This is a genomic window from Microvirga sp. P4_A5 (assembly GCF_056402495.1).
Genome location: NZ_JBFUHH010000019.1, coordinates 1 through 13,275, shown reverse-complemented (window position 1 = coordinate 13,275; position 13,275 = coordinate 1). Strand labels below are relative to the sequence as shown.

Sequence of the window (13,275 nt, the reverse complement as noted above, 5' to 3'; positions counted from 1 at the left end):
GAGAACGCCATGTCACCGGAAGAAAGACTCGCGTCGCTCGGCATCGTCCTGCCGGATCTCTCGGCCCCCATCGCCAATTACGTGCCCTATCGCTGGGCCGGAAACCTGCTTTACCTGTCGGGCATGGGCCCCAAACGCGCCGACGGCACCTATCGTCCGGGTCGTCTCGGACGGGATGCGACGGTGGAAGAAGCCTACGGGGATGCGCGGCTCACCGGCCTCAATCTTCTGGCGGTCGCAAAATCCGCTTTAGGGGAGCTCGGTCGCATCGAAGCCGTGGTGAAGCTCCTTGGCATGGTCAATGCGGAGCCGGATTTCTCCGACCATCCGAAGGTGATCAACGGATGCTCCGACCTGCTGGTCGAAATCCTGGGGGAGGCCGGACGCCATGCGCGCTCGGCCGTCGGCATGGGGTCGCTGCCCAACCGCATGACGGTGGAGATCGAGGCGATCCTGCTGATCCGGGCGTAGAGGCGCGGCTTATAGAGAGAATCCGCCATCGATGAGATGGATCGCGCCGGTCGTATAGGCAGACTCGTCGGAGGCGAGATAAACCGCGAGCTTCGCAACCTCCTCCGCCGTTCCGAGACGGCCGATGGGCTGGCGCTCGATGAACATCCGCCGGACTTCGTCGGTCGACTTGCCGAGGGCGTCGGCCTGCGCGGCGATCCTTGCATCGAGAGAGGGGGATTCGATGGTGCCGGGGCAGATCGCGTTGGCGCGAATCCCCTGGCGTATGAAGTCGGCCGCGACCGCTTTCGTCAGGCCGATCACCGCGGCCTTGCTGGCCCCGTACGCGTACCGGTTCGGTATTCCGCGAACCGACGACGCGCCGGAGGCGATGTTGACGATGGAGCCACCGCCGCGTTCGATCATGCCGGGCAGGAACGCCCGCACGAGACGGTGCATGGATTTGACGTTCAGGTCGAACGAGAAATCCCAGTCTTCTTCCGAGCAATCGAGAACCGTGCCGTGATGGACAAAGCCGGCGGCATTCACCAGCACATCGATTCCGCCGACCTCGCGTGACAGCGCCTCGACCGCCTGCGTCGAGCGCACGTCGAGTGGTCGGGTTTTCGCGCTCGCCAGATCGGACAACTTGCCGGCATCGAGATCGGTCGCCCAGACAACGGCTCCCTCGGCGAGGAACTGGTCGGCGATGGCCCGACCGATGCCTTGCCCGGCGGCGGTGACGAGGCAGACTTTTCCCTGCAGACGGTCGGTCATGGTGGTGCTCCTCTGGTTCCATTCAACGCGTTTGCCGCGCCGGGCACAACTGCCGTCGACGCTGGAGAAGAGTGGACATGGAAGAACATTTCGCCGGAAGCGCTCTCGCCAATGCGCGGGACTGTGCCTATGCTCGGCCGGCTTTCTGCGGGCGAAGAGTCGAGCCCAGCAAACATCGTCGCGCACAAGTCACGCCCCGCCCTCCGCCTCAACCTTCGTTTGATCCCACCGTATGACGCCGCGCGATTTCAGTCTGCTCATCCTGACCTGCGTGCTTTGGGCGACGCATACGATCGTCAGCAAGGTGGTGGTCTCGGGAATGGAGGTGCCGCCTCTGTTCTACGCGGCGATCCGATACGGATTGGTGGCCGTTGTGGCGTTGCCCTGGCTCCTGCCTGTCCCGAGGCCGGCCTGGCGGATCCTGTGCGTCGGTTTTCTCATGGGCGGCGGCGGGTTTGCGCTGTTCTTCCTCGGGATCAAGACCGCGACTCCGTCCAGCGCCGCGATCGTCGGCCAACTCAGCCTGCCGCTGACGGTTCTCCTGTCGATCGTGATGCTGGGCGAGACGATTACCATGCGCCGGGGCGTCGGCGTGGTTCTGACCTTCCTCGGCGGCGTCATCGTCATGTGGAACCCCGCCAATGGCTTCTCGCTCTCCGGCGGCCTGCTCCTCATTCTCGGGTCGGCCCTGGCGGCCTCGCTTGCCGCCGTGATGATGAAGCAGATCGAGGACGTAAGGCCGCTTCAGTTCCAGGCCTGGGTCGGCGCCGCCTCGGTGGTGCCGCTCGTGATGATGACCGCGGCCTTTGAAACCGACCAATATTCGCTCGCGCTGGCGGCGGGGTGGCCGTTCGTCATGGCGGTTCTGTTCTCGGCGCTCATCGTCTCCATGCTGGCGCATACGATTTATTACGGCCTGATCCGCATCTACCCCGCCAACCTCATTGCCCCGCTGATCATTCTCAGCCCGCTGCTGACCGTGATCATGGGCATCTTCATCACCCAAGACGTGTTCGATCTGAGGATGACGCTGGGCACCATCATCGCCCTGCTCGGCTTGACGATCATCACCGTGCGGCGAAACCCGGTGACAGCCGTGACCGCAAAGTTCGACCGCTTGCGCCGAAAACCCTAGAGATCCACGCTCATGACGCGTCGCGTCTGTGCTAGGCTCCAAACGGGGAGGGACCAGAATGGCAGACGTGTTCCGAGTGCCGATGGAGGTCACCTACGCGATCGAGGGCGGGGAGCCGGCGCTGCTCGCCTATCGCCGATGGCGAAACCTGTCCCGCGACGAACTCGCGGCGAAGAGCGGTATCTCCAAGGCGGATATCGAGGCGATCGAAGACGGCAAGAAGGATATCGAGGAGGACATGCTCGAACGCCTGTCCACGGTGCTCAAGGTGCCTGAGGATCAACTGATCTGATCGGAAACGGCAAAGCCGCCCGCGAAGACCTCCCGGTTCATGTTTTACCGCTTGAAGACCGGCGGGCGCGACACAAGTATCAACCGGTCTCCTCGATCGGGAACGGGTCGCCATGACGTCGCCCATCGTCATTGCCGTCGCCATCACCGGCTCTGTGCCGCGCAAGAGCGACAATCCAGGCGTGCCAATCACCGTGAACGAGCAGGTCGAGTCGACGCAGGCGGCCTTCGAGGCGGGGGCCAGCCTCGTCCATGTCCATGTGCGCAACGATGACGAGAGCTCCTCGTCCGACCCCGAGCGGTTCGCAGCCGTGCAAGACGGGATCCGCAAGTATTGTCCGGGCATGATCGTCCAGTTCTCGACCGGCGGGCGGGGCCGCGATCCGGATCAGCGTAGCAGCGCGCTTCACCTGCGACCCGACATGGCGTCGCTTTCGACCGGTTCGGTGAATTTTCCGACCATCATTTATGAAAACCACACGCGGCTGGTGGAAAAACTGGCGCTGACGATGGGGGAGTTCGGCGTGCGGCCGGAGATCGAGATTTTCGATCTCTCCCACATCCATGCGGCGCGGCGGCTCGCCGACAAGGGGCTCATCGATGAGCGCCCGCACGTGCAATTCGTTCTCGGTATCCAAAATGCCCTGCCGGCCGAGGAGCGGATCCTCGATATTCTGCTCGCCGAAACCAGACGGTTACTGCCGGAGGCGACTTGGTGCGCGGCAGGGATCGGACGGTTTCAGGAGCCCGTCATGGAATGGGCGCTGTCACGCACGGCCGACGCGGTGCGTACCGGAATGGAGGACAATATCCGTGTCGAGAAGGATCGGCTCGCTGCCAGCAATGCCGAGCTGGTCGAACGTGCCGTGATGGCGGTGGAGCGTCACGGCCGATGGGCCGCATCGCCCGAAGAAGCCCGGCGGTTGCTTGGCTTGGCGGCCTGATCAACCTTGCTTGAGACGCCTCACGTTTGCCCGTACATGCTTGCGGTAGCCTCTGACAACTTTGGCCGGTGATCCACCGGTCGCCATCGTCATGGCCGCCTCGGCCGCCGCGAAGAGCTTTTCGGAGATCATGCGGGTGTTTTCCGCATTCGTACCTCGGCCGGTCGCCAGCATCGTCACCCGCGTCATGATGACCGACGACGATTCGAGCGTGAGCATCGAGATGTCGGTCGCGAGCTTCATCCAAGGCAGGATCATGGTATTTCCGATTCTGGCGGCCACGAGGGCGCGGCATTGATACAGGCGGGGCGTCAACGCGCGGCCGAGGATTTAAGTTCGATTATACTTATAGACCGAAACAATGTTCGCCGACACCCTGTGCCCCTCGTACCTTCGTCGCACGATTCGGTCACATTTGATGCACATCAGCCCACAGTATAAATTCCTGAAGGCTTGGCTGTAAGGAGTCGTTCAAGATTGCGGATCTACATCCATCGCATTGCCCAAGAGGACGATTGCGATGCCCGAGACCGATGACAAATCCGAAAGCCGGCTGCTTAAGATTATCTACCTGACACAGGTGATTGCCTTCGCCATCGGCATCTGGAACTACACCCATTAGGAAGCAAAGGGCAAATCGCGCGCCTCATCGGGCGCGGGGAAACAGCGTCCGATAGGGCTCGGCCTCGGCGAGCACCCGTGCATAGGAGCTGCGCTCCTGTAGGCGCTCCAGATACCGCCCGACATTGGCATGGGCTCCGAACGGCAGCACCTTGTCGGCATAGAAGAGGGCCGGTGCCGCCGCGCAATCCGCGAGCGTGAACAAATCGCCCATCGCCCAGCGTCTCGTCGCCATGCGCTCGTCGATCAGCCCATAGGCCGTCGTCAGGAGCGCGCGCGCAGCGTCGACACCGTACGCGTCTTCCTGCCCGGGCGGGCGCAACCTGTCGGCCACGATTTTTTGCATCGGCACCTGCACATAGTGATCGAAGAATCGATCCCAGAAGCGGGTATCGAGGGCGAGGTCCGGCTCTTCGGGGAGGAGGCGGACCGGGCCGGGGTGATGTTGCGCCAGATATTCGATGATGACGCTCGATTCCGGAATTGTCCGGTCCCGCGCCCGATCGCGCAGAACCGGAAACTTCGTGATCGGCCAGACCCGCGTGAACGCGGCGCGCGATGCCTCGTCGCCAAGATCCACGATATGCGGCTCGAACGGCGTTCCGTTTTCGTAGAATGCGATCAAGACCTTCTGACAAAACGACGAGAAGGGATGGAAGTAGAGCTCTAGCGACATGTGACGGCGCGTCCTTCTATCGGGGTCTGTTGCGATCCCTCACTTCTCCGGGCGCGCCAGGCGGCCGCCGGTCATCGGCTGTTTGACGCCGGTGGTGAGCGGGAAACTGATCGGCAGGCCGCGGAGCGTGCGAACCGCGAGAAACGCAAAGCATTCCGCCTCGACCGCGTCGCCGCGCCATCCGACGCTTTCGGCCAGAACGGGCTCTACGCCAGCGCGCTCACGAATGGCGGCGACCAGCGTCGGGTTCCGCCTGCCGCCGCCGCAAACGATGAGCCGTTTCGGCCGGCTGGGCAGGATGTCGAGGGCCTTGCCGACCGCTCCGGCCGTGAAGGCGGTGAGCGTCGCCGCGCCGTCCTCAACGCTCAGGCCCTCCGCCATGGCGGCGGTGAAGTCGTTGCGGTCGAGGGATTTGGGGGAGGGCGCAGAGAGATACGGATGGGTGAGAAGGCGCGCCAGCCGTTCCTCGTCGACCTTCCCTTTCGCCCCAAGCGCCCCGTCGCGATCCATGTCGCCGAGATCGTGCTGGCGCATCCAGTCGTTCAACGGTGCGTTGGCGGGGCCGGTGTCGAAAGCGATCATCCGGTCGCCGTCCCACCATGTGATGTTGCTGACGCCGCCGAGATTGAGAACGGCGGCATCCGCGTCGCTGCCGAGGCGACGCAGGAGTGCAACGTGATAGCTTGCGGCGAGTGGCGCGCCCTGGCCGCCGGCCCGCATGTCGGCGCTGCGAAAATCATACGCAACGGGGGTGCCGACGAGCCTTGCCATCAGTTCGCCGTTCCCGAGCTGGCGCGTCTGCCCGACACGGCCGGGGGTGGGCGCCCGGTGAAGCATGGTCTGGCCGTGAAAGCCGATCACGCCGATATCGGCGGATGTCAGGCCGTTCCGCCCGAGGAAGTCGATGACGGCGGCGGATTGCGCGCGCGTCAGGGCATCCTCCGCCTCGGCGAAAATCGCCGGCTCCGGTCCCTCGAAGGCCCATTCGCGGGCCTGCTCCATGGAGCGGCGCAGGATGGGACCCATCTCGGCAGGATAGGGCGCCAGGGTCCAGGGCCCGAATTCCTGGATCTCCTCGCCGTCCGTCCGGATCAGCGCGATGTCGATATTGCCGTCCAGAACGGTGCCGGTCATCAGGCCCAACGCCCATACTGGTTCCATGCGATGCGTCTCCGTCCGAACTGCCAGGGGCTATCCCTATGCCCCATGTTCCGGGATTTGGCCAAGTCCCAACGGTATCTTGTGCTCTTCATTGCGTCAGCCTAGCCTTACACCCTGTGATCGAATTGACGAGCTGAAGAGAAGTCGAAAAGCCTGCAGGGAGGAGCGCGCGTGAAAACCGCAATCCGCAGAGCACGACCCGGACCGGCCCGAGAAACAGCGCGTGGCGGCAAGGCAGCCGGGCGTTCTGAAGGGATGTCGGCGCATGCCGCCTCCAGGGGGGAGCCGGCGTGACCCTCATCCTCGACAAAGTCAGCAAGAAAGTCGGCGCCGAGACATGGATCCGCGACGTATCCCTGACGCTGGAGCGCGGCTCCCTCAATGTGCTCCTGGGTCCGACGCTGTCGGGCAAGACCTCCCTCATGCGGCTCATGGCAGGGCTCGATGCCCCGAGCTCCGGTCGCGTGCTCGTGGATGGAAAAGACGTCACCGGCTCGCCCGTCCAGCGCCGCAGCGTCGCCATGGTGTACCAGCAATTCATCAATTACCCCTCCTTGAGCGTGTTTGAAAATATCGCTTCGCCGCTGCGGGTCGCGAGACTTGCCGCAGCGGAAATCGAGAGCCGGGTGCGGGACGCCGCTCGGCTGTTGCAGCTCGAGCCCTATCTCGATCGCAAACCGCTCAATCTCTCCGGCGGCCAGCAGCAGCGCACGGCGATCGCCCGCGCCCTGGTGAAGCGGGCCGATCTCGTGCTTCTCGACGAGCCGCTGGCCAATCTCGATTACAAATTGCGCGAGGAGCTTCGCGAGGAACTGCCGCGGGTCTTCGCGGCGTCCGGCGGCATTTTTGTTTACGCCACGACGGAGCCCACTGAGGCGCTGCTGCTCGGCGGCAACACCGCGACGCTCTCCGAGGGTCGTGTGACGCAATTCGGCCCGACGCCAAAGGTCTATCGCCAGCCCCGCGACCTCATCACCGCGCAGGTCTTTTCCGACCCGCCGCTCAACCTCCTGTCGGCGCGAAAATCCGGCGGCGTGGTGAGTCTCAGCACGGGGGGCGAGGCCCGCGCAGGCGGCGCGTTCGCCGTGGTGCCGGACGGGGAGTACAAGGTCGGCTTTCGTGCCCACCATCTCGGCCTCGAAGCGCGGGGCAGCGACCCTCTCGCAATCCCCGGCATCGTCTCGGTCTCCGAGATCACCGGCTCCGAGACCTATCTGCATGTGGATGCCGGCGAGCGCCGGTTCGTCGCCCTCGTACCGGGGGTGAAACGTCTCGAACCGGGAGCCACCGTGACGCTTTATCTGAACGCCGGCGACGTGTTCCTCTTCGACGAGAACGATCGGCTCGTCGCTGCCGATTTTGCCGAAGCGGCGTGAGGGCGGGATGGCGCGCATCACTCTCGATCATCTGGCTCATGCGTATGTTCTCGACCCGAAGGGGCCGCGGGATTATGCCCTGAAGGAGATCGACCACGTATGGGAGCAGGGCGGCGCCTATGCGCTGCTGGGGCCTTCCGGTTGCGGCAAGACCACGCTTCTCAACATCATTTCCGGTTTGGTACGTCCGAGCCGCGGGCGCATTCTGTTTGACGACCGCGATGTCACCGACCTTCCCACGGAGGCCCGCAATATCGCGCAGGTCTTCCAGTTCCCGGTGGTCTACGACACCATGACGGTTCGCGAGAACCTCGCCTTTCCGCTGAAAAACCGGCATGTGCCGGCGGACAAATCCGCTTCCCGCGTCGAGGAGATCGCGCGTCTTCTCGATCTGACCCGCGTCCTCGATCGCAAAGCCCGCAATCTCACCGCCGACATGAAGCAGAAGATCTCGCTCGGTCGCGGACTCGTGCGCTCCGACGTGGCGGCGATCCTGTTCGACGAGCCGCTGACGGTCATCGACCCGCATCTCAAATGGCAGCTCCGTTCCACCTTGAAGGAGATTCACCGCCTGCTCGACATCACCATGATCTACGTGACCCACGACCAGACCGAGGCGCTGACCTTCGCCGACAAGGTGGTGGTCATGCATGACGGCGCGGTCGTGCAGACGGGGACGCCCGAGGAACTCTTCGAGCGGCCGGCTCACACCTTCGTGGGCCATTTCATCGGCTCCCCCGGCATGAACGTCCTGCCCTGCCGCATCGACGGCGCGACCGCCTATGTGGAAAACGAAGCCATCAAGCTCCTGCGCGCCTACCCGGCTATCCGCCAGGGCCAGCGGATCGAGCTCGGCATCCGGCCGGAATTCCTGCAGCTCCAGCCGAAAGGCTTCGGCTTTCCGGCGCGGGTTCGGCGCATCGACGATATCGGCCGGGCGCGCATCGCGCGGGTCGAGATGGCGGGACGCGCGATGGCGGCGAGCGTGCCGGACCACGTGTCGATCACGGGCGATGAGGCCGCCTTGTTCTTCGATACGAGGCATGTCCACATCTATGCGGACGGGCACCTCATGGCCGGCGAGGCCGTTCGATGAAACCCGTCAACAACCGCGCCTGGTTTCTCGTCCTGCCGGTCTTCGCCATCGTGGCGTTCTCCGCAATCCTGCCCATCATGACGGTCGTCAATTATTCGGTGCAGGATACCTTCGGCAATAACCAGTTCTTCTGGAACGGCGTCGGCTGGTTTCAGGATCTGCTCGACCCRTCGAAGGAGCTCGGCGGGCGGTTCTTCGACGCCTTGTGGCGAAACCTCCTGTTCTCGGCGATCATCCTGGCCATCGAGGTGCCGCTCGGCATCGCCGTCGCGCTGGCCATGCCCCGCGAGGGATGGCGGGTGGCCGCCTGCCTCGTGCTGATGGCGCTGCCGCTGCTCATCCCTTGGAACGTCGTTGGCACGATCTGGCAGATTTTCGCCCGCGGCGATATCGGCCTGCTAGGCTGGACCGTGAACCATCTCGGCATCGACTACAATTACACCGGATACACGCTCGATGCCTGGGTCACCATCGTGGTCATGGATGTCTGGCACTGGACGAGCCTCGTCGCGCTGCTCTGCTATGCGGGGCTGAAATCGATCCCCGACGCCTATTATCAGGCAGCCCGCATCGACGGCGCATCGCGCTGGGCGGTGTTTCGCACCATCCAGCTTCCGAAGATGCGCCGAGTGCTTCTGATCGCCGTGCTTCTTCGCTTCATGGATTCGTTCATGATCTACACGGAACCCTTTGTTCTGACCGGGGGCGGGCCCGGCAACGCCACCACCTTCGTGTCCATCGATTTGGTGAAGCTGGCGCTCGGCCAGTTCGACCTCGGCAAAGCGGCCGCCATGTCGATCGTCTACAACCTGATCATCCTGGCGGTATGCTGGATCTTCTACACGGTCATGACCAACGCGGACGCGGACCGGGACAGGATCGACGCATGAGCGACATGGCCGTCCTCAACCGAACCGAATCCGCCGCCGCGCCGCAGGCGAAGGCCAACCGTGCTCTGGCCGGCTCGTGGGTCAGCGGCAGCGCCATCGGGATGGTCCTCTACCTGCTGTTTCTGATGCTGCCGATCTATTGGCTCATCAATATGAGCCTCAAGACCAACACCGAAATTTCCACCACCATGACCCTGTGGCCCCGCGAGATCACCTTCGAGCATTACCGGAAGATTTTTACGGATCCGAGCTGGTATGGCGGCTACATCAATTCGCTGAGCTATGTGGCGATCAACACGGTCGTGTCGATCACCCTCGCACTTCCGGCGGCCTACGCTTTCTCGCGCTACCGGTTCGTCGGCGACAAGCATCTGTTCTTCTGGCTGCTCTCGAACCGCATGGCGCCCGCCGCCGTGTTCGCGCTGCCGTTCTTCAACCTCTATTCGGCCATCGGCCTCTTCGACACGCCTTGGGCCGTGGCGCTTGCCCATTGCCTGTTCAACGTGCCGCTGGCGGTATGGATTCTCGAAGGCTTCATGTCGGGCGTTCCCCGCGAGATCGACGAGACGGCGGCCATCGACGGCTATTCGTTTCCGCGCTTCTTCATCAAGATCTTCATGCCGCTGATCGCGAGCGGCGTCGGCGTCGCGGCCTTCTTCTGCTTCATGTTCTCGTGGGTGGAATTGCTGCTGGCGCGCACGCTGACGAGCGTCAACGCCAAACCCATCGCCGCGACCATGACGCGCACGGTCTCTGCCGCCGGCATGGATTGGGRCCTGCTCGCCGCCGCGGGCGTCCTGACCATCGTGCCCGGCGCGCTGGTGATCTGGTTCGTCCGAAACTACATCGCCAAGGGTTTCGCGTTGGGACGGGTATGATGGAAATGACATGCGGGACGCAATTCGCCTCTCCCGTGCGGGGAGGGGCCAGGGGTGGGGGTGGTCCCCACGGGTGGAACGGCGAAAGAAAAACCGCGGCGGTATCGCCGGTCGCACCTTATCCTCCCGCTCACCGCCGTGACATCTCGACCCCCACTCCCGCCCTCTCCCCGCAAGGGGGAGAGGAGAAGGGGGCTGCTCATGCCTGACTTCGCCTGGATGGCCTGGACGTGGCAGACGGCCCTTTTCTTCGGGATCATCGGGTCGCTCCTGCTCGTCATGACGGCACTCGCGATCCTGTTTCCGGAGACGGAGCGCGTCGGCATCCTGCGCATTCCGACCACGCGCGGCGACCGGCTTTTCATTTCGCTGCTCGGCGCAGCGTTCATCAATCTCGCATGGCTCGGCCTGATGGGCCCCGATCCCGTGTGGGCCATCGGGCTTTCGCTCGCTTACGCGGCGGTGGTTTTCCGTTACGTCTGAGGGCAATGGCCAAAGTCCCGGCGGCTCACACGAGCTGAGGGGAAAAGACCGGCAGAAAGCCGGCATGGACCTAAACCGGAGGAAAACATGAAATCGACCTCAAGGCATCTGAAGCTGCTCTTCTCTACCAGCGTCCTCGCCATGGCGCTCGGCACCGGCGCGGCGTTCGCCGGAATGGACGAAGCCAAGAAGTGGATCGACGCCGAATTCCAGCCATCGACGCTGTCGAAAGACGAGCAGATGAAGGAGATGGAATGGTTCGTGAATGCCGCGAAACCCTTCGCCGGCATGGAGATCAACGTGGTCTCGGAGACGATCACCACCCATGAATACGAGGCCAAGACCCTCGCGAAGGCCTTCACTGAAATCACCGGCATCAAGCTCACCCACGACCTCATCCAGGAGGGCGACGTGGTGGAGAAGATCCAGACGCAGATGCAATCGGGCCGCAACATCTACGACGCGTGGGTGAACGATTCCGATCTCATCGGCACGCACTTTCGCTACAAACAGGCCATCGCCCTCGACGACTGGATGTCGGGCGAGGGGAAGGACGTGACGTCGCCGACACTAGACGTCGCCGACTTCATCGGCCGCTCCTTCACCACGGCGCCGGACGGCAAGATGTACCAGCTGCCCGACCAGCAATTCGCGAATCTCTACTGGTTCCGGTACGATTGGTTCCAGCGTCCCGACATCAAGGAAAAGTTCAAGGCGAAATACGGCTACGAACTCGGCGTGCCGGTCAATTGGTCGGCCTACGAGGACATCGCGGAGTTCTTCACCAACGACATCAAGGAGATCGACGGCGTCAAGGTCTATGGCCACATGGATTACGGCAAGAAGGACCCGTCGCTCGGTTGGCGGTTCACCGATGCGTGGTTGTCCATGGCGGGGAGCGGCGACAAGGGCATCCCGAACGGCAAGCCCGTGGATGAATGGGGCGTGCGCATGGAAGGCTGCCGTCCGGTCGGTTCGTCCGTCGACCGCGGTGGCGACACCAACGGCCCGGCGGCCGTCTATTCGATCACGAAATACATCGACTGGCTGAAGAAATATGCGCCGCCGCAAGCCAATGGCATGAACTTCTCCGAGTCGGGACCCGTGCCGGCGCAGGGCAACATCGCCCAGCAGATGTTCTGGTACACGGCGTTTACCGCCGACATGGTGAAGCCCGGCCTGCCGGTGATGAACACCGACGGCAAACCGAAATGGCGCATGGCTCCCTCGCCGCACGGCTCCTATTGGAAAGAGGGCATGAAGCTCGGCTACCAGGATGCGGGCTCGTGGACGCTGCTGAAATCGACCCCCGTCGATCGGCGCAAGGCGGCCTGGCTCTATGCCCAGTTCGTCACGTCGAAGAGCGTCTCGTTGAAGAAAAGCCATGTGGGCCTCACCTTCATCCGCGACAGCGACATCTGGGACAAGAGCTTCACCGAACGCGCGCCCCAGCTCGGCGGCCTCGTGGAGTTCTACCGTTCGCCGGCCCGTGTCCAGTGGACGCCGACCGGCAACAACATCCCGGATTATCCGAAGATGGCTCAGCTCTGGTGGCAGAATATCGGTGACGCCTCATCCGGTGCAAAGACACCGCAGGCGGCCATGGATGCACTGGCTGCCGGACAGGACGAGGTGCTGGGACGGCTCGAGCGGGCGAACGTGCAGGGCGAGTGCGGCCCCAAACTCAACCCGAAGACCACGGCCGAGGACTGGTACAAGAAGGCCGCGGCCGACGGCAATGTCGCGCCCCAGCGGAAACTCGAAAACGAGAAGCCGAAAGGCGAGACGATCGATTACGACACGCTGATCAAGAGCTGGCCGGCGACGCCACCCAAGCGGAGCTGACCAATCGGCCGGGGAGGGCCTTCGCCGTCCCCGGCCGAACGTTCGATAAAACGAACCGACTTCCATGTCTCTGGCGGTGAATCGCCTGGATTTACGGAGACCTCTTCATCATTCGGTACCGTTTTTTGCTGGTATAGAATCCGGTTCTCCATACTGCTATTCGGAGAGAAGAAAACGATCCAATCTAGAGTTCGTTAAAAAGAACATTCTCGTTGACGCGTTTGGCCTCTGTTCGTAAGTTCTACTGACCTATTCGAACGAGGATGACCCGATGCGCCTGACCCGCCGCCACGCTTTGCTCTCCGCGACCGCCTTCGCGGCCAGCGGTTTTCTGCCTCGTGCCTCGTTCGCCCAGGATGCCCCGAAGCGAGGCGGCGTGTTCACGGTTCATCTGGGTTCCGAGCAACGCATTCTCAATCCGGCGCTTCGGGCCTCCACCGGTGTGTACCTGGTCACCAGCAAGATCATGGAGGCGCTCGTCGATCTCGACGCCAAGGGCAACCCGGCGCCGGTGCTCGCCGTGAGCTGGGACGCGACGGAGGACGGGAAGACCGTCACGTTCAAGCTGCGTGAAGGTGTGACGTGGCATGACGGCAAGCCGTTCACCTCGGCTGACGTCCAATACACGGCGCTTGAGATGTGGAAGAAGCAT

Annotated in this window: 15 protein-coding genes; 11 read left to right on the top strand and 4 right to left on the bottom strand. The window is 63.3% G+C overall.

Going from position 1 to position 13,275, the window contains the following annotated elements; translation table 11 throughout:
* The first annotated feature begins 9 nt into the window (after positions 1-9).
* Positions 10-471, top strand: a complete 462-nt coding sequence (locus AC1DVM_RS07915) for a RidA family protein (protein ID WP_477253472.1) — start codon at positions 10-12, stop codon at positions 469-471.
* 9 nt (positions 472-480) lie between these two features.
* Here the strand turns inward: AC1DVM_RS07915 and AC1DVM_RS07910 are convergent, their stop codons facing one another.
* Entirely contained in the window at positions 481-1,227 is a 747-nt protein-coding gene (locus AC1DVM_RS07910) for an SDR family oxidoreductase (protein WP_477253471.1), read from the bottom strand.
* Positions 1,228-1,459: 232 nt separating this feature from the next.
* On the opposite strand from AC1DVM_RS07910, the gene AC1DVM_RS07905 reads away from it, so the two are divergent.
* From AC1DVM_RS07905 to AC1DVM_RS07895, 3 genes are all read left to right on the top strand, one after another.
* Positions 1,460-2,362, top strand: coding sequence for a DMT family transporter (locus tag AC1DVM_RS07905; protein ID WP_477253469.1), 903 nt, complete (start codon positions 1,460-1,462; stop codon positions 2,360-2,362).
* A gap of 58 nt (positions 2,363-2,420) precedes the next feature.
* A complete protein-coding gene (locus tag AC1DVM_RS07900; protein ID WP_477253468.1) occupies positions 2,421-2,654 on the top strand; it encodes a helix-turn-helix domain-containing protein in 234 nt (77 codons plus the stop codon).
* 112 nt (positions 2,655-2,766) lie between these two features.
* Positions 2,767-3,597: a 3-oxoadipate:acetyl-CoA acetyltransferase gene (locus tag AC1DVM_RS07895; RefSeq protein ID WP_477253467.1), complete on the top strand. Its 831-nt coding sequence runs from the start codon at positions 2,767-2,769 to the stop codon at positions 3,595-3,597.
* Here AC1DVM_RS07895 and AC1DVM_RS07890 read toward each other — a convergent pair whose 3' ends face one another.
* The 3 genes from AC1DVM_RS07890 to AC1DVM_RS07880 all read right to left on the bottom strand — a co-directional run bounded on the left by AC1DVM_RS07890 (position 3,598) and on the right by AC1DVM_RS07880 (position 6,055).
* Positions 3,598-3,855, bottom strand: a complete 258-nt coding sequence (locus AC1DVM_RS07890; protein WP_477253466.1) for a hypothetical protein — start codon at positions 3,853-3,855, stop codon at positions 3,598-3,600. It lies immediately after the preceding gene.
* 388 nt (positions 3,856-4,243) lie between these two features.
* Positions 4,244-4,894 carry a glutathione S-transferase family protein gene (locus tag AC1DVM_RS07885; protein WP_477253464.1) on the bottom strand — a complete coding sequence of 217 codons (651 nt, stop codon included), beginning with the start codon at positions 4,892-4,894 and terminating at the stop codon, positions 4,244-4,246.
* Between the two features lie 39 nt (positions 4,895-4,933).
* A complete protein-coding gene (locus AC1DVM_RS07880) occupies positions 4,934-6,055 on the bottom strand; it encodes an anhydro-N-acetylmuramic acid kinase (RefSeq protein ID WP_477253462.1) in 1,122 nt (373 codons plus the stop codon).
* A 290-nt stretch (positions 6,056-6,345) separates the two neighbouring features.
* Between AC1DVM_RS07880 and AC1DVM_RS07875 the strand changes: the two genes are divergently transcribed.
* From AC1DVM_RS07875 to AC1DVM_RS07845, 7 genes are all read left to right on the top strand, one after another.
* Entirely contained in the window at positions 6,346-7,431 is a 1,086-nt protein-coding gene (locus AC1DVM_RS07875; RefSeq protein ID WP_477253460.1) for an ABC transporter ATP-binding protein, read from the top strand.
* Between the two features lie 7 nt (positions 7,432-7,438).
* Entirely contained in the window at positions 7,439-8,527 is a 1,089-nt protein-coding gene (locus AC1DVM_RS07870) for an ABC transporter ATP-binding protein (protein WP_477253458.1), read from the top strand.
* Positions 8,524-9,417, top strand: a complete 894-nt coding sequence (locus tag AC1DVM_RS07865) for a carbohydrate ABC transporter permease (protein ID WP_477253457.1) — start codon at positions 8,524-8,526, stop codon at positions 9,415-9,417. The genes AC1DVM_RS07870 and AC1DVM_RS07865 overlap by 4 nt, the downstream gene beginning before the upstream one ends.
* A gap of 101 nt (positions 9,418-9,518) precedes the next feature.
* Complete coding sequence (locus AC1DVM_RS07860) at positions 9,519-10,295, top strand: carbohydrate ABC transporter permease (RefSeq protein ID WP_477253522.1); 777 nt, start codon at positions 9,519-9,521, stop codon at positions 10,293-10,295.
* A 201-nt stretch (positions 10,296-10,496) separates the two neighbouring features.
* Positions 10,497-10,778, top strand: a complete 282-nt coding sequence (locus AC1DVM_RS07855; RefSeq protein WP_477253456.1) for a DUF2160 domain-containing protein — start codon at positions 10,497-10,499, stop codon at positions 10,776-10,778.
* 141 nt (positions 10,779-10,919) lie between these two features.
* Positions 10,920-12,623 (top strand): ABC transporter substrate-binding protein, encoded by a 1,704-nt coding sequence (locus AC1DVM_RS07850; protein WP_477253520.1) that lies wholly within the window; start codon positions 10,920-10,922, stop codon positions 12,621-12,623.
* 271 nt (positions 12,624-12,894) lie between these two features.
* Positions 12,895-13,275: ABC transporter substrate-binding protein (locus tag AC1DVM_RS07845; protein ID WP_477253454.1), on the top strand; the 381-nt coding region annotated here is incomplete at its 3' end.